Source organism: Methanolapillus ohkumae, assembly GCF_032594355.1.
GTDB classification, from domain to species: Archaea; Halobacteriota; Methanosarcinia; order Methanosarcinales; family Methanosarcinaceae; genus Methanolapillus; species Methanolapillus ohkumae.
The window spans coordinates 1,227,786-1,248,082 of record NZ_CP131061.1 but is presented as its reverse complement, the minus strand read 5'-3'; the positions used below and the strand labels follow the sequence as shown (position 1 = coordinate 1,248,082).

General features: G+C 40.0%; 20 protein-coding genes. 12 read left to right on the top strand and 8 right to left on the bottom strand.

Going from position 1 to position 20,297, the window contains the following annotated elements; translation table 11 throughout:
* Window positions 1-21 precede the first annotated feature (21 nt).
* Window positions 22-324: a hypothetical protein gene (locus MsAm2_RS05375; protein ID WP_338097237.1), complete on the top strand. Its 303-nt coding sequence runs from the start codon at window positions 22-24 to the stop codon at window positions 322-324.
* A gap of 145 nt (window positions 325-469) precedes the next feature.
* Window positions 470-637 (top strand): hypothetical protein, encoded by a 168-nt coding sequence (locus MsAm2_RS05370; protein ID WP_338097236.1) that lies wholly within the window; start codon window positions 470-472, stop codon window positions 635-637.
* A 154-nt stretch (window positions 638-791) separates the two neighbouring features.
* Here the strand turns inward: MsAm2_RS05370 and MsAm2_RS05365 are convergent, their stop codons facing one another.
* On the bottom strand, window positions 792-1,487 hold the full coding sequence (locus MsAm2_RS05365) for an HAD family hydrolase (protein WP_338097235.1): 696 nt from the start codon (window positions 1,485-1,487) through the stop codon (window positions 792-794).
* A gap of 275 nt (window positions 1,488-1,762) precedes the next feature.
* On the bottom strand, window positions 1,763-2,833 hold the full coding sequence (locus tag MsAm2_RS05360) for an MBL fold metallo-hydrolase (protein WP_338097234.1): 1,071 nt from the start codon (window positions 2,831-2,833) through the stop codon (window positions 1,763-1,765).
* A gap of 477 nt (window positions 2,834-3,310) precedes the next feature.
* Here MsAm2_RS05360 and nifB point away from each other — a divergent pair, with 477 nt between their 5' ends.
* Both nifB and MsAm2_RS05350 read left to right on the top strand, forming a co-directional pair.
* The gene (gene nifB / locus MsAm2_RS05355) at window positions 3,311-4,306 is read left to right on the top strand and encodes a nitrogenase cofactor biosynthesis protein NifB (RefSeq protein ID WP_338097233.1); all 996 of its coding nucleotides are present in this window, start codon (window positions 3,311-3,313) and stop codon (window positions 4,304-4,306) included.
* Between the two features lie 34 nt (window positions 4,307-4,340).
* Window positions 4,341-5,432, top strand: coding sequence for a methanogenesis marker 2 protein (locus MsAm2_RS05350; protein WP_338097232.1), 1,092 nt, complete (start codon window positions 4,341-4,343; stop codon window positions 5,430-5,432).
* 142 nt (window positions 5,433-5,574) lie between these two features.
* On the opposite strand, the gene MsAm2_RS05345 is transcribed toward MsAm2_RS05350, so the two are convergent.
* The 4 genes from MsAm2_RS05345 to MsAm2_RS05330 all read right to left on the bottom strand — a co-directional run bounded on the left by MsAm2_RS05345 (window position 5,575) and on the right by MsAm2_RS05330 (window position 9,301).
* Complete coding sequence (locus tag MsAm2_RS05345; protein ID WP_338098516.1) at window positions 5,575-6,180, bottom strand: DUF447 domain-containing protein; 606 nt, start codon at window positions 6,178-6,180, stop codon at window positions 5,575-5,577.
* A gap of 45 nt (window positions 6,181-6,225) precedes the next feature.
* Window positions 6,226-7,230, bottom strand: coding sequence for a triphosphoribosyl-dephospho-CoA synthase (locus tag MsAm2_RS05340; RefSeq protein ID WP_338097231.1), 1,005 nt, complete (start codon window positions 7,228-7,230; stop codon window positions 6,226-6,228).
* 52 nt (window positions 7,231-7,282) lie between these two features.
* Complete coding sequence (locus tag MsAm2_RS05335) at window positions 7,283-8,452, bottom strand: methanogenesis marker 9 domain-containing protein (protein ID WP_338097230.1); 1,170 nt, start codon at window positions 8,450-8,452, stop codon at window positions 7,283-7,285.
* Window positions 8,453-8,569: 117 nt separating this feature from the next.
* A complete protein-coding gene (locus MsAm2_RS05330) occupies window positions 8,570-9,301 on the bottom strand; it encodes a hypothetical protein (protein ID WP_338097229.1) in 732 nt (243 codons plus the stop codon).
* A gap of 97 nt (window positions 9,302-9,398) precedes the next feature.
* Between MsAm2_RS05330 and hisI the strand changes: the two genes are divergently transcribed.
* The 4 genes from hisI (at window position 9,399) to MsAm2_RS05310 (ending at window position 14,733) form a co-directional block, all read left to right on the top strand.
* On the top strand, window positions 9,399-9,770 hold the full coding sequence (gene hisI, locus MsAm2_RS05325) for a phosphoribosyl-AMP cyclohydrolase (RefSeq protein WP_338097228.1): 372 nt from the start codon (window positions 9,399-9,401) through the stop codon (window positions 9,768-9,770).
* Window positions 9,771-10,082: 312 nt separating this feature from the next.
* Complete coding sequence (locus MsAm2_RS05320; RefSeq protein ID WP_338097227.1) at window positions 10,083-12,335, top strand: PINc/VapC family ATPase; 2,253 nt, start codon at window positions 10,083-10,085, stop codon at window positions 12,333-12,335.
* A 587-nt stretch (window positions 12,336-12,922) separates the two neighbouring features.
* Window positions 12,923-13,624 carry a hypothetical protein gene (locus MsAm2_RS05315; protein WP_338097226.1) on the top strand — a complete coding sequence of 234 codons (702 nt, stop codon included), beginning with the start codon at window positions 12,923-12,925 and terminating at the stop codon, window positions 13,622-13,624.
* Between the two features lie 740 nt (window positions 13,625-14,364).
* Window positions 14,365-14,733 carry an MreA family transcriptional regulator gene (locus MsAm2_RS05310; RefSeq protein ID WP_338097225.1) on the top strand — a complete coding sequence of 123 codons (369 nt, stop codon included), beginning with the start codon at window positions 14,365-14,367 and terminating at the stop codon, window positions 14,731-14,733.
* Between the two features lie 87 nt (window positions 14,734-14,820).
* Here MsAm2_RS05310 and MsAm2_RS05305 read toward each other — a convergent pair whose 3' ends face one another.
* The gene (locus tag MsAm2_RS05305; RefSeq protein WP_338097224.1) at window positions 14,821-14,970 is read right to left on the bottom strand and encodes a hypothetical protein; all 150 of its coding nucleotides are present in this window, start codon (window positions 14,968-14,970) and stop codon (window positions 14,821-14,823) included.
* A 303-nt stretch (window positions 14,971-15,273) separates the two neighbouring features.
* Between MsAm2_RS05305 and afpA the strand changes: the two genes are divergently transcribed.
* Together afpA and MsAm2_RS05295 are read left to right on the top strand one after the other, a co-directional pair.
* Window positions 15,274-15,891: an archaeoflavoprotein AfpA gene (gene afpA, locus MsAm2_RS05300; protein WP_338097223.1), complete on the top strand. Its 618-nt coding sequence runs from the start codon at window positions 15,274-15,276 to the stop codon at window positions 15,889-15,891.
* Window positions 15,892-16,154: 263 nt separating this feature from the next.
* On the top strand, window positions 16,155-16,412 hold the full coding sequence (locus tag MsAm2_RS05295) for a hypothetical protein (protein ID WP_338097222.1): 258 nt from the start codon (window positions 16,155-16,157) through the stop codon (window positions 16,410-16,412).
* Window positions 16,413-16,960: 548 nt separating this feature from the next.
* Here the strand turns inward: MsAm2_RS05295 and larAH6 are convergent.
* Entirely contained in the window at window positions 16,961-18,226 is a 1,266-nt protein-coding gene (gene larAH6, locus MsAm2_RS05290; protein ID WP_338097221.1) for a nickel-dependent malate racemase, LarAH6 family, read from the bottom strand.
* A gap of 206 nt (window positions 18,227-18,432) precedes the next feature.
* On the opposite strand from larAH6, the gene MsAm2_RS05285 reads away from it, so the two are divergent.
* Together MsAm2_RS05285 and MsAm2_RS05280 are read left to right on the top strand one after the other, a co-directional pair.
* Window positions 18,433-18,945, top strand: coding sequence for a YqaA family protein (locus tag MsAm2_RS05285; RefSeq protein WP_338097220.1), 513 nt, complete (start codon window positions 18,433-18,435; stop codon window positions 18,943-18,945).
* 218 nt (window positions 18,946-19,163) lie between these two features.
* Complete coding sequence (locus tag MsAm2_RS05280) at window positions 19,164-20,255, top strand: hypothetical protein (protein ID WP_338097219.1); 1,092 nt, start codon at window positions 19,164-19,166, stop codon at window positions 20,253-20,255.
* Window positions 20,256-20,297: the final 42 nt, after the last annotated feature.

Sequence of the window (20,297 nt, the reverse complement as noted above, 5' to 3'; positions counted from 1 at the left end):
AATTTAAAAAGGAGACGAATTATGCAAAAAGTGTTGTCGCTTCAGGATTTAATCAACCGTAAATCTTACGAAATGCACTCGGGAGAGGAAATTGATGAAGAACTCGAAGACCTTTATGATTTGGTGGTTCCGATGGGCGTTCCTATGTCGATTATTATGGACATGGTGGAAATCTTTGATTTGGAAGTCACGGAACGTGTCATTTCCATTAAAGAGCCGGAAGTTGCCCAAACCATGGTGATTGCTCTTCGCGGTCCGCTGGACCGCGTCACGGAAGCGGAAGAATTCATGCGGCGGGAAACAAAAGCCTGGATGGAACATTAATTTTGTAATTTTGTAAATATCTTTAATTTTGTAATTTTGTAAATATTTTTAATTTTGCAATTTTTACAAATGAATTATTCGTCTATTCTTACATCAATTGTGTTTTTTGATGATTACGATTTAAAATGATATGGAGAAATGATTTATGCCGAAAGTTTTACCGAAAAGATGTCCCAGCTGTCAGAAACTTGCTTTGAATGAAGAAGTGACGGATTGTTTTTACTGCCAAAGCTGCGGAAAATGGTTTGACAAAAAAGATTTGCCGGAAGACCCGGTTCCGGAGCCTGCGCCAACTGAAACAATTGAAGAATAAAATCATAAATTAGACGCAAAAATGTCCTAAAAAACAAAAAAATGAAAATTACGAAAAAACAATTAATCTTTTAACTTTTTAACTTTTTTTGGAAAACAATAATCTCTTAACTTTTATTTTGAAAAATAAAATGTAAAAAAGTCAAAAGCGGAATTTAGCGGTTCTGCTTTTGATTGGTTCCTGTTTTGACAATGTCGATCATTTCGGAAATGCTGTCCAAATGAAAATCCGGATTGAACCGGAATTCCCGCTCATGTGTATTTCGGTCGCCGTAGGCGGCATACGCGGTCCACATACCGATTTTTTTGGCGGGGGCAATGTCGCGCCGCAAGCTGTCCCCGATAAAAATGGATTCTTGGGGATTTCGTTTGGTTTTGTTGAGCGCGTACTCAAAAACACCCAAATCCGGCTTTTTTTTGCCGGACATGTCATGCGCGAAAATTTGGTCGACTTTGTTGTAAATACCGGCTTTTTTAAGCCGTTTGGTTGCGTTCTCGGTGTTCGCGTCCGTGACCACCGCAAACATGCACCCCATATCTTTGAGGGCGTCAATCGTTTCGGCAACGCCCTCGTAAAGGACAATGCTTTCGATTTTCGTTTCTTCATAAATCCGGCAGCTGTCTACAAAAAGACCGTCGGAAAACATATATCTTTCACGCAGGTAATCTTCAATATTTTCCAAATTTTCAAACCCGTAAATCCCGCGCAGGAAATAGGAAAGCATTTCTTCGGGATCGCCCGTTCCGATATGATCGACAACGGCTGAACAAGCTTCCAGCTTGGCATGGTAAAAGTCAAATAAGGTGTTATCCATATCCGAAAAAATACAGCAAATCTCGGGTTTTTCCATCCAAAGCCTCTTTAAAATCGTTCGCCAAAACAGCGAAAAGGTATTTTGAAAAATCGTATTGAAAAGTTATGAACCATATTTTTAATTAGAGTCTGTTTGCAATTTGAAATCGCATTTTTGATTATAATCGCATTTTGATTATAATCGCATTTTGATTATGATTCACTTTAGTTGTTTAAACCTTTCTATCTTTTTCTTAATTTTTCATTTTATTGAAGTTTTTGTTTTATTGAATTTTTTGTTTTATTGTATTGATTTTATTCAAAATCTAAGGCTTAATTTTCAATATGCGTTGAATTATTTTGGCCGGCTGGCTCGTTTAGAACGCACTTGGAAAGGATAATGTTATTTCCGTTTTCGCTGTCGATAATGAGTTCTTCGCCGACGCTCAAACAGTTGACGCATCCGGTCATTTCGCCGGCGGATTCCATTCTTTTGAGTTCGCGGACCGGCTCTCCGCACGGCTCCTGCCCGATTGGATAAGTGCCGTAATGCATCGGGATGAAATGTTTTGAATTCATAAGCATAGCGGCCTGGACAGCCTCGTCCGGTCCCATATGCGCGTCTTTCATAATGGAACGTGGTTTGTAGCCGCCCACCGGCATAATCGCGTAATCCACTTCCGGAAATATCTCGGCGATTTCAGAAAAATGATTTCCCCAAGCGGTGTCGCCTCCAAAATAAATGGTTTTTCCGTTGGCACGGAGAAGAAAGCTGCCCCAAAGCGTTTTGTTTCCGTCAAACGCATGGAGGCGGGACCAATGAAATGTCGGCAAAAAGAACACTTCAACACCAGGAGACGTTTTATATTGCTGGTACCATCCGGCTTCCTGATATTTGTCGGTGAAATGTTTCAGATACATGCCGCTTCGAAGAGGAATAAGGGCTTCTGTTTTGTCGTTGTCTTTGAAAATTTTACGAAGCGAACGCACGTCGGCATGGTCGTGATGCATGTGAGAAATCAATACGTAGTCCACATTTTTAAATCGGGAAACATCGCACGGAATCGGGATTTTCCGGGTTCGGAATGGAAAACTGAAATAGGACGGGTCGGTCAAAAATGTCATGCCGCCGAGACGGATGAAAAAAGACGCATGTCCGAGCCAAATGATCATATCTTTGTCGGAATCGGGAAATGATTCATTTTTGAGAAAGCCGGCTTGAAATGTATCATTCTTTTTTTCTTCACGCTGCGGGTTTTTGTAAAGCCGCCACTTCACGAATTGAACCATGCTCATCGCCGACGGCTTTTCCTCGTTAATGAATGAGTTTCCAACCATCGGATTTCCTTTCCAATCTTCTTTAATAATGGGTAAATCCGGATTGACCATGTATCTGACCGACAAGAATAACACCTTTTTAAAATAATATGAATCGAACGGATCTGAAAATTTGAACGAATGATTTGAACAGATGATTACGGATGAAGTGATTTGAAATGATTTGATTGAAATTAAAGTGATTTGAAATGAAATAAATTCATGAATTAAAATGTATCTTTTTAAAAGTTTTAAAAGGAGATTCAGTATTTATAATCTATCTTATATATTAATAATCCTATTATTTGAACTAAGTGAATAGAATTCATTCTTCTTCCGCCGTTTTTTCTATGGTGGGGATTCATATAGGGGAATAGCGTTTTTTATTTGGAACTTGTCAAATCGAAAGGTTGAGTTGTAATTTTTGGATTAAATTCAAATTCAAACTAAAGGTATATGAATGATTAGATTATTCATAACAATTCCTATTAAGTAGTTTGTAATTTTATATTCAATTTATTGTGATTTTTAATATGATTTTTCTTAAAAGTGAGGTGGACTTGGATGGAAAAATATGAAAAAAACGATATGAGTCAGGAGATGAAGCGTAAAATTTCAGAGCACCCATGCTATTCGGGTGAAGCTCAGCATAAATTTGGACGCCTTCATTTGGCGGTTGCGCCGAAATGCAACATCGAATGTAATTATTGCGACCGGAAATTTGACTGTGTCAACGAAAGCCGTCCGGGCGTAACCAGCGTAGTTCTTTCTCCAAAAGATGCTCTTGCATGGACAGACCAAGTTTTGGCACAGCACCCGTTTATTCATGTCGTCGGAATTGCGGGTCCGGGCGACCCGCTCGCAAATGAGGAAACCTTTGAAACCTTCCGCCTGATTCGGGAAAAATATCCGGATTTGACGCTTTGCGTCAGCACCAACGGACTGATGTTGGAGGACCGTTTTTCCGACCTGTTGAAATACAATGTCGAAACGCTGACGGTTACCATGAATTCAATGGATCCGGATATTCAAATGCAAATTGTCGACCACATCGTCTACAACAAAAAACATTATCATGGACGGGAAGCTGCGGAAATTTTGATTGAAAAACAGATCTCCGGAATTCAAAAAGCGGTAGATGCCGGGCTTGCCGTTAAAATCAATACGGTTCTCATTCCCGGAATTAATGATAACCACATTTTGGACATGGCCCAAAAATTCCATGACATGGGTGTCTATATCATGAATATTATGCCGCTCATCAATCAGGCAAAATTCAAAGACAGACGACCCCCAACCGATGCGGAGCGCAACACCCTTCAAAACGCCTGCCTGCCGTATGTCAAACAAATGAAACACTGCCGGCAATGCCGCTCCGATGCGTATGGCTTGCTTGGACAAGATCTTTCCCTTCTCAGCAAAACCCGCGGAGATGAATTGCGGTCCGCATCCAAAGCAAAAAGGACGCCCCAATTAATTGATTTGTCGGGCGATGTGAAAAGTTCCGGCTCGGCTGAATTGAAGCATGAAAACATGCCGGCTAAAAATGCTTTAAAATAAAAAAATAAAAAAATAAAACAACAATATTTCAAAAATGAATGATTACAAATACACAATTTCAAAAATTAACCGCTATAAATTTTACAAAAATATTTCGGAGCGTGTCTTTTTGGACTCACAAAAAACAGCCGTCGATTTTAACAATTTGGATTTGGAAGCATTGGCAAAAACAATTCGTTCTTTTGAGGGTGTTTCCCGCAAAAAACCGATTACTCAAATTGCCGAAATCTTTGAATCCGTTTCGGAAATGTATAATGGCTGCGTCGTTGATTTTGGGGACGATGCGGCAGCGATTGACATTGGAGGCGGAGATGTTATTTTGCTTGCGGCGGACGGTATTTGGGGTCGTTTGATTGAAAAAAGTCCGTGGTGGGCCGGTTTTACATCGGTTTTGGCGAACGTCAATGATATTGTCGCAATGGGCGGAAAACCACTCGCGATGGTGGATGTTGTCTCCTCTTCCCAAAGCGGCGAGTTCTCCGAAATCTTTCGTGGAATGGCGGAAGGTGTCAAGAAGTTCGGGGTTCCGGTGGTTGGTGGCCATACACATCCGGAAGGGGCGGCTTCTTTATCGGTTGCGATTATTGGAATTGCCAAAAAAGAGGAACTCATCCGAAGCGATACGGCAAAACCCGGCGATATTGTCATTTTCGCGGTGGATTTGGACGGGCGGACCGGGCCGAATTCCCCGTATAGTTTTGAATCGCTTTCATTGAAAAGTCCGGCTGTCGTTCGAAAAATGTATGAAGCGCCTCAAATTTTGGGGAAAAAAAGGTTGGTCACCGCCGGAAAAGACATCAGCAATCCTGGACTGATTGGAACGTTGGGGATGCTTGTTGAAACGTCAGGCGTCGGCGCAATCGTCGATTTGACAAAACTTCCGATGCCAAACATTGATCTCTCTATTGACCGCTGGCTTCTCATGCATCCCGGAACCGGATTTGTTTTCACGGCAAAAAAAGAAAATGCAGACGCAGTTATTCATATTTTAAAAGAAGCCGGAATTTTTGCCGCAGCCGCTGGGGAAATCATGGAAATACGAACGCTTGAAATTACCGCCAAAAATAAGTCCGCGGTTGTCTTTGATTTTGAAAAGGATAAAATAACCGGAATTTGCAAAAAATAACTGATTTAAAATGAATTTTCAAAAAATAACTGATTTAAAACGAATTTGCAAAGAATAACTGAATTTAAAAATTTGAACAATATTCGACTTGTAATTTTTTATCCTTTTTTGGAGATTATTTTTGTCTTCTCTTTTTTTGTTTTTAAAAATCATCCTCAAATCCGGCCATTCTTTTTTTAAGAATCGCCAAAGCTTCTTTATCATTTTTTCGGCCGCAGCGCTGCGCTAAGCTCCAATGATGCCGAATCCATTCAATGTACTTCGGATCTCGGGTTTGTTCATACCGCGTCAGATGAATGCAAATTTCCAAAATGGAATAAAATCCGCGGTTGGGCAAAAATCCGGAAGTCGGGGTTTGAATTTTAAAACCGATCGGCTCAATATCTATGAGAATGGTGTCCTCTGCAAGAACCCGGTTTTTACATTGAAACACAACATACCGGTCAGCCTCTTTTAGAACCGGGACGATGGTTCCTGAAAAATTCAGCGTTGAAAATTCATGGCTGTCTAAATCGTAAAAAGTTGAGCGGGCATACAATACGGAATCGGCGGTGATGTTTGCGGAAAAAAAGTCTTCCTGCATTAAGTTTTCGCAAGTTTTTGTTCCCCGAAAAAGCCGCAGAAACATTTTGTCATTTTTCCAAATAATCCCAAACGGAGCGGCATTGAATGGTTTTTCGCCGGACGGACTGTTTTTGGTCGCCACAATAATTTCAGAAATTCCTTCTCCAATCCCGAATTCTGTCATTCTTTTCAAATTTGCGGATGTTTCCTTCAAAAGACCAACTCCTTTTTAAAACACAAGTCCATCCATCAGCGCTAAAAATATGCCGGCTGCGGCAATGTCGGCCAAAGATCCCGGGTTTGCCCTTTTTTCATGCAGTTTATCGTCAAATGAATGAATGAATGGAATCAATTGTTGCAAGTCTTTTTCATTTTCCGGAAAGCGGTTTAAAATTCCCCGCGCTTCTTCCCGGATTTTATCTGCCGCATTTGAATCTATTTTTGTCTCAATGAATGTGTCGGAGACGGAGGCCATCATCTCTAAAAAGGTATAAACAATTGAGCTATTGATTGCGTTTTTGAATTGTTTTTCCGGATGTGTCAAAAAAAAGGCATGGTTTTCCATCAGTCGCTTTGCAAACCATTTTGTTTTTTCAAATCCGGATACCCATTCTTTTGCAATGAGATCGCGGCTTGCGGCCGATTCCATCAGCTCAAAAAGTCCGGTCTTTTGTGCCAAAATTCTGTTTTTCGATTCCGGGTCGGCCAAATCAAAATTCATGTCCGTTCCGGAAATTTTGGTTTTTGCCGGAATGTTGAGTTTTTCAAAGGCGGAGTAAAAATAAAAAGCATCTTCTGAATCTGTTTTTTTGCAAATTTCAAATGCTATCGGAACAATTTGTTTCGTTTTATTGAAGTCTTGATTGCCACCGGCATCTTTTTTGATTTTCGCATCGTTTTCAATTCCGGCTGCCATGGAAAGGGGCAGCAACAAAAGAAATGTCCCAAAATGCGTATTGCCGCCGGATTGTCGCCGCTCACTTTTTTGAACTGCCTCTTCCAACAGGTTTCCCAATTTTTCGCCGCCGGACGCCGCTCTTATAAAAACAGGCGCCGACGCGATCGCCGATGCTAAAAAATGTTCATAATTTGTGTTTTTAAAATCCTTTAGCCGATGAACATTTCCGGGTTTTGGGTAAGCGGACGCTTCAAGAGCCATGGCAAGGCTTGCCGAAACGGCAATATCTTCCGCCGGTTTTTGGCGTGCATCCCTGTCTTTTTTTGTCGGAAGCATTTTGTTTTCTCGCTTGTCGGATTCTTATTTCTTATTTTAGAATTTCGCTTTTTTATCTTTGAATTTTTTTCTCCTCGATTTTGTCCACCAGCCGGTCGGCCAGAGTATGCTTTAATTTCATGTATTCATTCCCGGAAAGTCCGATTTGTTCCAAGGCCCCGTCCCTGTAAAAACACGGTTTTGTTAATTTGCAGCACCAGACCAGACTTCCGAAACAGGTTCCTTCTCCTTTTTCAAGAGGTGTTCCATACGCAAATTCTTGTTTAAGCATGGTAAATTCTTTGGGGGAAAAACCAATCTCTTCTATTTTAGAAGACAGGCGGCAGTATTTCACCGGCGGGCAGCAAAAGGCGAGACCGCGGTTGTCACCTTGTTTGCAAATGTGTTTGGGAGTATTGTACCAGCCAACTTCGTTTTGGTATTCGCCGATTTTTTGAACCAAATATGGAATAAATTCCGGATCGTCACGTGCTGCCCTGGCAACCGAGATCATGTCGGCGCCGGATGCGAAATATTCCAAAGCGCTGTCAAAATCATCGACGGAATTGTTCGCAATCAGAAGTTTTCGGGTCGTGTTTCTGATTTTGGTCACGGCGCCGGAATCTCCGCCCTTCCTTTCAATCATGGCATCCGCGTGCAAAATATCGGCGCCGGCGGCGTCAAAGAATTCAGCGGCCAAAACCGGATTGACTGTGCTTGTCCGAAACTTGACCGACAAAACCACGCCTGTTTTTTTTATATTTTGAATAATTTCCAAAAGAGCCGGGGTGTCTTTTAACAATGCTTCTCCCAATCCGGCGTCCAAAAATTCAGGCTGTCGGCAATGAATGTCCAGTTCCAAAATCGAGTTTTTTTTCTTCAAGAGCTCAGCCGCTTTTAAAAGAGGTTCCATATTTTTGGAACGGACGCTGACGGCAACGACCGTACCGGGAGATTCTTTTTGGATGAGGTCAATTCCGGAGTCAATCGTTTGAAAAACATCGTCTTCCAAATCTGAAAGTTTCTCAATAAATTCTTCCCGTCCCCGCTTTTGAACTTCCACAGCAGCTGCGCGGGCGGTTTCATCTAAATTATAAGCGCCGATGACCACGAGTCCTGCACCTTTTGCATTTGTTTGGACAAAACCGGCATCTGTTATTCCTGCCATTGCAGAAAGCGCAATCGGGTTTTTTATCGGAATGCCTCCCGCATCAATGTGAAATCCTGTTGTTGAAGAATTCATAAAATCTCTTTTCCTGATATTTGTTTTTTTATTATTTCTTTATTTTTTAATTTCTGTTATTTCTTTATTTTTTAATTTTAAAAAGTTGATTGGAAAAGAGATAAAAGTCCCATCTTATTAATAAATTCTTTTTTTATTTTCAATTTGAAATTTATCTTCCTTTATTATATATCGAAAAATTTTTCCGTTGATTTTCTTCTCTTCATTTTTTGCCTCTTTCTCTTCATTTTTTGCCTCTTTCTCTTCATTTTTTTCTTTTTTCTCTGTGTTTTCACTCGAATCTGTTTCCCGGCCACTGCGAAATTTGTAAACAAGAAGCAATCTTTCAAATTCATCTCCCCGCTCTCGCATCTCCAGCCGAAAATGAGAATCGGCAATATTTTTGAGGCGGTTTTCTGTTCGGGTGGTCAAAACTCCGTCCGGAAGGCATCCGATTAAAAAAGAGGTCTCTTGGCTTTCCAGCAAATCATTTCGAATACGAATAATTTGAGAAACAAGGTCAGATTCCTTTTCCATGGTTTGATTTTCCATGGTTTGATTTTTCGCCGTTTCCATTTCTGCGGTGATATTTTCAATGACAAAAATAGTGTGAAAAAGGCTGCCGGGTTTCCAGGATGACGGATGAATTTTTAAGAACCGGCAGCTGTTTTCTTTTTCGTTTCGGTTGATCGGGGTCTTTTGTTTTTCTTCTTTTTCGGCGGGCCTCCCATTTGATTTTTCAATCGCCGCCAAAAAAGATGTCATTCCCTCATCGTCATTTCCGGTAAGGACCAAAAATGAGCCGCTTTTGATTTTGCTCCCTGTCAAGCGGTCGATTTCGGGAATGCCTGTTGTGAAATTTTGTATCATTGGATTTCACAAAATCAGAAAGATTTGCCTCTTTAATAACTCTTTTCATTTTTTCAAAATCATAAAATATATATACAATCTCAGAAGCCTTACCTTTATGTCCGATTCAATTTTGCTTCCCGCACTTAAATTTGATAACGGTCTCATTCCGGCGATTGTTCAAGACGCGACGACGCATGAGGTTTTAATGTTCGCGTTTATGAATGAAGAAGCTTTGCGGCTGACTATGGAGACCCGTATCGCTCACTATTGGAGCCGGAGCCGGCAATCTCTTTGGAAAAAGGGTGAAACGTCCGGACATTACCAGTACATCCAGGAAATCTTGGTGGATTGCGATGAAGATGCCCTTTTGCTTCAAGTTGTCCAAGTCGGCGGTGCTTGCCACACCGGATACAAGTCTTGTTTTTACCGGACGGTGGATGGAAAAAGCGTCGGTGAAAAAGTCTTTGATACCAAGGATGTTTATTAAAAAAATCATTTTTTTCTTTTTTTTTGTTTTTTTGTTTTTTATTGGATGGCGGCATTCGCGCGTTATAGCATCAAGTTTTTGATTTTTTCCAAAAAGCAGCGATTTTTTTTTTAAAATAGGTAACTCATCCCGAGTCCGATTTTTATTTTTAGAAGATTGTGTCTGTTTATATTTTTAGCATTGCTGCATTTGGTTTATGATAGAAGGAAGCTGTTTGTGCCCGCCCCCTTCTTGGCAAGTTGTCCCCCACCGTTTAAAAAATTCCGAAGCGAAGCGTAGGAATTTTTATAGAAACAATTCTTTTTTTCAATTATGAATCAGAATTCCGAAAAATCAGTTTTTTTTAAAAACTCCAAAAAAATAAAATCAAAAAGCAACGGATCGGATGAAATTTCCGGGTTTGACTTTGCGTTTTCTCCCGACAAACAATTTTCTGCCGATATTCTGGTCGCCGACACAAGTGCGACAATCGATGGCGTTTTGTCCAAAGGAATTTTGTCCGGACGGTATGTTTCCTCAAAAATACCATCGGTCATTATTCCGGAAGCGGTTTTAGCGGAACTTGAACATCAAGCCAATTCCGGACGTGAAACCGGATTTTTGGGTTTGTCTGAAATCCTGCGGCTTCAAAAAATGAATGAAGATGAAGAAATCCGGCTGACATTCGCAGGAATCCGGCCCGCCGGCTCTCAAATCCGGGAAGCGTCATTTGGCGCCGTTGACGCCCTCATTCGGGAAACCGCCTTGGAGTCCGGCGGTCTTTTTGTCACGTCGGACAAAGTGCAGGCGGCGGTCGGTGCGGCACGCGGGCTTTATGTCGATTATGTCCCGCCTGTCTTTTGGACGGCAAGCCGGGACCGCGAAAACACATTTTTTGATCCGTATTTTGATTTGACGGTTTTGTCTTATTTGGATTCGGCCACGCTGTCCGTTCATTTGAAAAACAATTGCCTTCCGATGGCGAAAAGAGGGTCGGTCGGAGAAATGAAATACATTCCGATCGGGGATACCATTCTCTCCACATCGGATTTGTCTCAAATCCGAAACGAATTGGTTGAGTTTGCCAAGCATGATCCGGATTCTTTTATAGAAATGGAATCGGATGATCCGCTCAGCGCACTGGTGCTTCAAGTCCGTGACATGCGCATTGCTGTGACACAAGCGCCGTTTTCAGACGACACGGAAATCACAATCGTTCGGCCGATTGCATCGGTTGATTTTGAAAAGTACCAGGCGGGCGACGAATTAAAAAGCCGGATATTAGAACAGCGCGGCGTTTTAATTGCCGGATCTCCTGGTGCCGGAAAATCAACGTTTGCGGCCGGCGTTGCTAAATTTTTATTGTCCAACGGCAATGTCGTCAAAACGATGGAGTCGCCGCGTGATTTGCAGGTGCCGGCGGAAATCACGCAGTATGCGCCCTTAGACGGCAAAATGGAAAATACGGCGGATCTGCTTCTTTTGGTACGTCCGGATTATACGATTTACGATGAGGTTCGAAAAACCAAGGACTTTTTGTTGTTTGCGGACATGCGGCTTGCCGGCGTCGGCATGATTGGGGTCGTGCACGCAACCCGTGCGATTGATGCTGTTCAGCGCCTCATCGGGCGGGTGGAACTGGGTATTATTCCGCAAGTGGTGGACACCGTTATTTTCATTGAAAAAGGAAAAATCGCTCAAGTTTACACGCTTGAATTTACCGTCAAAGTTCCAAGCGGCATGATGGAAGCGGATCTGGCACGTCCGGTCATCATCGTTTCCGATATGAGGACTCATGTATCCGAATATGAAATTTACACATACGGTGAGCAAGTCGTGGTCATGCCGGTCGGAGCGGCGCAGACGTTTAAGGACAATGAATCTGTTCGAAAACCATCTTGGGACCTTTTGGAGCAAAAACTCAAAGATGAAATTGAGCGGTATGTGGCCGGACCGGTGGATGTTGAAATGGTCTCAGACAGAAGCGCGGTGGTCAAAGTCAAGTCGGCCGATAAAAGAAAAGTTATTGGTCGGGGCGGAGATACGATCAACCGGATTGAATCGGCGCTTGGAATCCGGATTGATGTCCGGGAATTATCACATTTTGACCGGCGCGCCGGCAAAAATTCAAAGATGGCCGGAATTTCCGAAAATTCTAAAGCCGCCAAAAGATTCTCTTCCCGTTCCTCCAATCTTTCTTTTGACGGGGAAAATGGTGAGGAATATTATGAGAAATATAATGAAAAATACGATGAGGATGGAGAATACAATGAAAAATATGGTCGGGAATATAGCGATGAAATATCGGTTCCAAATGCCAAAAAATCAAGAGTTGATTTGGCGGACATGGATGAAAAGGATTATGTGATTCCGATTTTTGAGAAGACCAAAAAGCATTTTATTTTAAAAATCCCGGAATTCGCAGGCGAGGATGTCAATGTTTTCATGGGCGGAGAAATGATTTTTAGTGCGACCGTCGGTCGCTCCGGCGAAATTAAACTTCGGTCTGATTCCGAATTGGTTGACATGATCAAAGGCGGATTCAGAAATGGGGATTTAATTGATATTCGCTTGTCTGAGGATTGATTGAAAAAAAGAGCATTCTTTTTTTCACTTTATTTTATTTTGTTTTGTTTTTGCTTTATTTTGTTTTATTTTTACTTTATTTTGTTTTATTTTTGCTTTATTTTTGCTTTATTTTCGATTTTTCGTTTTTTTAAAAACTAATATTAATTTTTCCGATTCTGATTTTTCGTTTTTTTTATTTTTTATTTAATTTTTCAATTTATTTTTGAATATTTCTTTTCATTTCATTTTTTTTAAATTTTGATTTTTCGTTTTTTATTTTCTTTTTTTATGTCATATGTTATTGTTTTTTCGGTTTTTTCATTTTTTTATGATTTTTTTTGTTTTGATTTGAGTTCATTTTTTTTCCAAAATTCTGTGTTTGTCGGCAAAAATTTAAGCAAATTTTAAATATATTTAACATAAATAATATGTTTGCAAATATTAGATTATATTTTTCCAATCGAATTGGTTTTGCCAAGAATTCAATTTTCAAAAATCTGGTTAAATGAATTTGATTGTAATAATCCTTTATTCAGGTGAAATTAAAAGAGGTAATAAAATCTAATATACGTGTTTTGTAAAAAAACTGTTTTTGGAGAATTAAAATGGTTACCGATGGAAAAGGCAAATCAAAGACTGAATCAAAGACAAATGCGAAAGAGAAAGTCAGCAGCACTGTCAATGGTCTCGTTGGAAAAATAACAAAGGGCGCAACCGGAATTAAAACAACGATTGCTGCCAAGAAACCTGCGGCAAAGACTGCCGCAAAACCGGCTGCAAAAGCACCTGCAGCAAAGACCGCCGCAAAACCGGCCGCAAAAAAACCAGTCGCAAAGACCGCCGCAAAAGCACCTGCAGCAAAACCGGCTGCTAAAAAACCGGTTGCAAAGACTACCGCAAAACCGGCTGCTAAAAAACCAGTCGCAAAACCGGCTGCAAAAAAACCAGTCGCAAAGACTGCCGCAAAACCGGCTGCAAAAAAACCAGTCGCAAAGACCGCCGCAAAAGCACCTGCAGCAAAACCGGCCGCAAAGAAACCGGTTGCAAAGACCGCCGCAAAACCGGCTGCTAAAAAACCAGTCGCAAAGACCGCCGCAAAAGCACCTGCAGCAAAACCGGCCGCAAAGAAACCTGTTGCAAAGACTGCCGCAAAACCGGCTGCAAAGAAACCTGTTGCAAAGACTGCCGCAAAACCGGCTGCTAAAAAACCTGCAGCAAAACCTGCCGCAAAACCGGCTGCAGCCGCAAAATCAACGAACGCAAAATCAACTGCAAAACCAATTATTAAAGATGCTAAAGCAAACTAATTCTTTTTTACAATTGGCAGATAATTTTCATTATCTGTCAATTATAGTAATCTTTAAATAATATGGGATTTATATTGAAAATCATATAATTATCCGTTATCTGCCGAAATGATCAAAAATAACGGATTTTTATGGGACCGCTTTTGTTTTTCGGATTTCTTTTTCCGGATTTATATTCCGGCCGTCTCGTATCAATTTTATATATGATGAGTATCTTTTAGATTCTGTTTTTGATTGATTGTGGAAAAATCATAAACAGCTGTCTTTTTGGAATATGCGGCACTTTCATAAGAGAAAATCATATACTGTAAATATTATTCATTATTTATAATAAAAACAACTCATTAATATTATTTCAAAAACAAAAGAAAAACAAGTTTGTAAAAAATGGTCAATCCGGAAAATGCTTTACCGGTATTGTTTTGAAAAACGTGATTGGTATATCACTCATACGGCATTGTTTAATTTTATTGAATTGAATCATCATTTCGGCTCAATCAAAAAATTATCGAGAAACGCTTTTTCAATATTTTTAAAGATTGAAATGGGTGGTTTTTATATTTTTTTGATAGCCGACGCAGCAATGTACGGATTTTCAAATCATATAATTATATTATTATTTCCTTAAAATATGGTAACGAATATAATCTTAGAATATGATTTGGCTTTAAAAACAATATTCATTTTTGAAATAATTATTTTTTACAATATTTTTTAAAACGCATATGGGATGATAAAAAATGGAAAAAATCAAAAAAATTAAAACGGATGATAAACGAATTGAAATGTTTAAGAATTTAAATATTAAAAAATCAGTTTCCAAAACACTTTTGTGTCTTTCGACCGATGAGGGTGTTTCTTCAACCACCATCTGTCAAATGACTGGTTTAAAACAGCCGGAAGTCAGCAACGCTATTAAATGCTTAGAAGAAAGCAATTGGGTCAATGTGACAGAGGTCAAATCCAAAAAAGCAGGACGCCCGATAAAATATTACCGGCTCTTGGTTCCCAAAGAAGAAATCTACGAAACCATTGAGAAAAACGCAAAGAAAGAAGTTGTCGAAAGAACAGAATGCGTCGAAAGACTAAAGGAATTGGTTAAAAAGTAAAAATTTTATAATTTTGCATCCGGTATTGATTCCGTTTGTGCGTTCGGTCTTGATCCGTTTACAGTATCGGTTGCAAAACTTTTAAATTTAAAAAGCTTCACCGGTTTGTTTTTTAAAATATTCGTATTTTAAAATATTCGTTTTTAAAATATTCGTTTTTAAAATATTCGTTTTTTTCAATCTTATTTTGAAATTGCTGTGGCTGTTTTGTAATTTTTCATCGTTTTCATATTTCATCGAAGCTTCTTATTTTTACAACAAAAAATCTTTTTTTTAAAATCCGAATTTTTCATTTTTATTTTATTATTTTTGTTCATATTATAAAAAAATTTAAGGTTTTCAATATTTTATATTTTCGAAGAAATATATTTATAATATAAAATATTTTTTATAATTGTATATGTTATATATATTAGAGTCGTGATTAATTGATGATATAATTAAAATGATCGTTTAATTGGATCGTTTTATTTGATTATTTATTGATATGTTTATAATCTTTCCAATCATCAGATGCTTAAAAAAAGGAGAATGAATTTAATGGCAGCCGGCAAAAAATCAAAAGTTAAAAAGGACAGCTTAAGTGAAGATTGTAAGATTCAGGGTCAAACTTTGACGCAAAAGACGATGAAAATCGCATGGGGAATTTCAGGGGCGGGAGATCGTCTTGTGGAAACCGTGGAGGCGATGAAATTGTTAAAAGCACAAGGCTACTCCCTGGATGTTTTCGTATCCAAGGAAGGCGAAACCGTTTTGAAATGGTATAAGTTGCCGGAAGATCTCAAATCGGCGTTTTCTTCCTATCACGTGGAAAAGTCGGCGAATTCTCCTTTTATTCTTGGCGATTTGCAAACCGGAAAATATGATGCTCTTGTGATTGCTCCTGCAACGGCCAACACGGTCGCGAAAATTGCGCACGGAATTTCAGATACGTTGCTTACCAACGCCGTTGCGCAGGCGGCAAAATCCGGTCTTCCGATTTATATTTTCCCGGTGGATTCTCAAAAAGGATCGGTGACAACAAAAGCGCCGGACGGACGGGAATTTGAATTAACGATGAGAAAAATCGACTTGAAAAATACAAAAGTGGTCTCCAAAATGGAATGTATTACCGTTGTCAAAAATCCGGAAAAAATCGTCAAAAAATTATCTAAATAACTCTTTTTTTTCAGATTATTTTATCTTTTATCCTTTTCTTTTTTCTTTTCTTTTTTTCTTTTCTTCTTTTATCTTTTTTCGGAAGCGGCATACGTATGTGTCACAGCAGCCAATTTTTGGGATCGAAACAATATGGAGATCTCTTTTTTTATTAAAAAACCGGTCACTTTAATACTTTCACCCCGCTTCGTTTTCTTTTAATAAGGAGGAATGCCTTTTTGGGTTTACTGTCAGATGAAAAAAAAGACAGGAGGAAATTTCAAATGAGCGCCACAGAATCAATGGAACCCATCGAATTGGTCACCGATATGACCCGCATGAAAATGACACCGTTTAAAGCGGAATCCGCTGCTTTTTCAGAAAGCTTCGAGCAAAAAGCAGGAAAAATGGAAATCCCAAGCGGTGATCTCTTTTTCAGAAACTTGGTCGAGCGGGCAAAATATTACGAACAATTTGAAGACCGAAGAAGTAAAATCACCTGTTCCGGCTTTAACATTCAATCCGAAATCGGTGCTTTCTAAAAGCAAAACCATTCAAAACCATTTTTCAAAAAATGGTTTTGCCGTCTTAAATCACCATCTATCACCATCCTATATGTTTATTTGTGTTTTTATTTCGCATTTTTCTCCAAAATTTCTCCAAAATATTTTAAAAACAGTATTAAGTAAAGGAAAAATAAATAAAAAATGAAAGAACCACCTGAATCTTTCATTTTTTATGTTTTTCTTTTGTTTTTATTTTTAGCATTGCTACGATCTATTTACTGTTTTTAGCATTGCTGCATTTCGCCAACCTATTCTTTTCCATACGAACCGCCCGAAAAATTCGAAGACGCGAAAGCGTCTTCGAATTTTCGGAAGGGTTTGCATGTTTATTTTCAATAAAATGGACTTTCTTATTGAAAAAAAATCATTAAAAAAAAGTCCCTCGAATTTGAAAAAAATCTTTGAAAAAATGATCGTCATAACGCGCGCGCATGCCACCCGCAAAAAATGAACTTGAAAAATATGAACAAAATGAAAAAAATAAAAAAAATAAAAATGAAAAAACATTTAATTCATTTTTTACTTTATGATTCTTTCATCACCGGAAGCGTCTGCCCGCCATACGGAATGACTTGAATTTTCGCATCCGGATTCTTTGTCAAAATCCTCTCAATCGCGTCACCGACGGTTTTGCAAGGTTCAAAAAACGCTTCCCTTGCAGACTCTGGGGACAAAGATGAAACCAAGTACAAATGAAACCGTTTGGATGCCGCAGCCGTTGTTGCCGCCTTGTGACCGCCAAATTCAAATTCCTGTTTGAACCGGGCAATTGCTTCATCGGCGGTTGCACAACTTTTGTTCCATTGATCATACACCGCGTTTCCGATTCCATCCCGGCACTCCGATACCAATACAATCGAGCCGCCTTCCACAACGGCTTGCGTTGCATTGTCCAGGGCCTTGTTTGCCTGATACAAATTGATGTCTTTTGGAAATCCACCACAAGAGACAATAACTGCGTCTGCCGGTTCCGTTTCAATTTTGTATAACTTATCCACGACCTTGACGCCTTCCCGATGCGCTAATATAAAATCACCGGCAAAAGCCGCGACAACATTTTTATGGCTGTCCAAAACCACATTTAAAATGAAATCCAATCCCACAATTTTGGCGGCTTCTTCCAAATCTAATCGGACCGGACTGTCCGTTCGCCCCGATGCCGCATTTTTTTCAATCATAAATTTATGGTTTGCAATCACCGCCTCCTTGGAACTGACCCCCGGCAGCAAAGATTTCGCACCCCCGCTGTAGCCGGCATAATAGTGAAAACCGATTTCTCCGATTCCGACAATTAAATCATTTTTCACCACATCTTCATAGATTTCAATCGGCGTTCCCCGGGATGTTTTTCCGAAATTTTTGACCGGGAAAGATCCGGTTTCATGCTGGACACACTTGTACCGGTTAAAAACATCAGCGCCAACCAATTTTTTGACTTCTTCCATGCTTTGCGCACGGTGCAGGCCAAGCGCGAAAAAAATAGTTACATTTTCATTTGGAACACCGGCGGCTTGAATCTCTTTTAAAACAAACGGAAGCAAGTACTGAGACGGTGTCGGGCGGGTGACGTCATTGACAATCACGGCAATTTTATCGGCAGAAGACGCCATTTCAGACAACCGTTTTGTTCCGACCGGATTTCTTAAAGCGTTTTTGATCAACGCATCGGACGGCTGTGTTGTAACTTCCTCATCGGTCGGAAGGACATATCCCGAAAAATTCGGTTCGGGAATTTTAAAATCAACGGAACCGCTTCCGTAAGGCAATTGAATTTCTTTAAATTGTATCATTTTCTTTTTTCCTTTTTTATCAAATTTATCGGTTTTTATTAATTTTATTAGATTTTATCGGGTTGGATTTTTACCGGATTTATATTTGCGTAAATTTTTTAAAAATTGACTTTGCTATCATAAATGAAAGGGACTATTTATATATTAGTCAATGTTTATCATATCATTCTTTATTCGCCGGATTTTATTTTTTTAAGAGGAATTTTATGTTGGATAAGCTCTTTTTGTTGCTTTCGGAATATTCTTTTTTTAATGAGTTTTTTCCGGTTTTGAATTCTTTTCTGAGTGATTACGGTTTAATCAGCTTGTTTCTGACTTCCTTTTTAGCCGCGACGGTTCTTCCCCTCGGACCCGAAGCGGTCGTCGCAGCACTTGTGGTGAACGGCGAAAACAATTTTTGGGGCATTGTCCTTTCGGCGACATTAGGCGGCTATCTCGGCGCAGCAACCACTTATCTTATCGGATATTGGGGAATTCATAAAATCACCACCCGAATTACCATTATTGATCCGGATAAATACAAAAAGGCGGGAGAATATTTTGAAAAATACGGGGCGTGGACGCTTCTTCTCTCTTCTCTTCCAATCATTGGGGACGCACTTGTCTTTGTCGCCGGCGTTTTAAAATATCCATTCACCCCATTTTCAATCTTGGTGGCGGTTGGAAAATTTGTCCGCTATTTTTTAGTCACACTTTTCTTCATTTATACGCTGAAATAAGGAATTAATGAGGATTTGTCAAAACAGGCTTGTCAAAATCGGATTGTCAAAAAATGACGAAATGTCAGAATTGGTCATTTTTGACTTTGTCATTTTTGCCAAAAGACGAATCGTATTACATAATATCGGATATATAGATTTATATAGAATATAAAACATATCTGTAAGAAGTATCACACACCTACGCCACTAAATTCAAAGAAACGATGTTGAGGGATATGTTGAACGGAAAAGTTAAGTACCATGGAACGGAAAAGATTGAGAAGAAAATTTACGACGACATTGAGGAAAAACTGGATTCCCACCTCCGGGAACTTTCGGAACAAACGAAAGAGTCGATCCTTTATGAAATTCGGGAAGAATTGCAGCCGGAAACCGTCCCTTATGACCGTCTCCGCCTGATTGAGCAGCGCATTCACGAATTGTCAACCACGCAAGACGGAATCGTGCGTGAAATCGTCGATATAAAAACCACGCTCAACACCCTTTCCAAAGAACTCGCTCGCCTTAGGAATAATGCTCCTGCACTGGAATACGTTCAACAGCCGTCGCCGTCCACTTCATATTCTCAACAACAGGCACCTTCTTCTCTTCCCTATTCTCCCTTCGATTCCCCCACTTATGTTCCTCATCTTTCTCCCGCGCATGTTCCGGGTTATGTGCCGGCTTCTTCCTTTTCTTCTCACACGCCCTATCCGTCGGCGCAAATCCGTCCGGAAAATACCGGCCACGGTGTACCGGAAAAACCTCCGGAAAAATACGTACCGGCTCCCCGATCGGAAAGCTTGGAGTATCGGGAATATGTTCCGGCATCTCAAAAAAAGAATGTGGAGCCTGAGCGGTTTGTTCCGGCCCGGGCAACGCCGGCTAAAAATGATCCCTTCTATTTCGGAAATCCCGATGACATGGTGGATGTCAGTCCTTTAAAAAGGACACCGGCTGAATCTTTTAGTCCATCCGCGGAAACTCCGGCAAAACCCAATTATTTCTCGGTGGAATCGATAAAACCAAAATCGAATGAGCCGGAATATCCGCCGGAAAAATATACTTACATCGATTCCTCAAAAAAACAAAAGCTGGCCGAATCCGGCCCCGATAAAAGCGAATATCTGATCGGAAAAAACACAACAGGAACTGTCAATGACGACACGGATTACAATAAAGATTGCGAATACATCATCGCCGAGAGTTCCGCGCCCAAACCCAAATCCCGGTTCCCTTCCAAAAAAGGGTTTTCATCCTCGACCTCCTCGGATAAAAAAGAACGTGTGATCACCAACGATGAGGAAGATTCGGAAATCATTATGTAATTTTTATGATTTTGCATTTTATTTTGGATTTTGTACTTTATG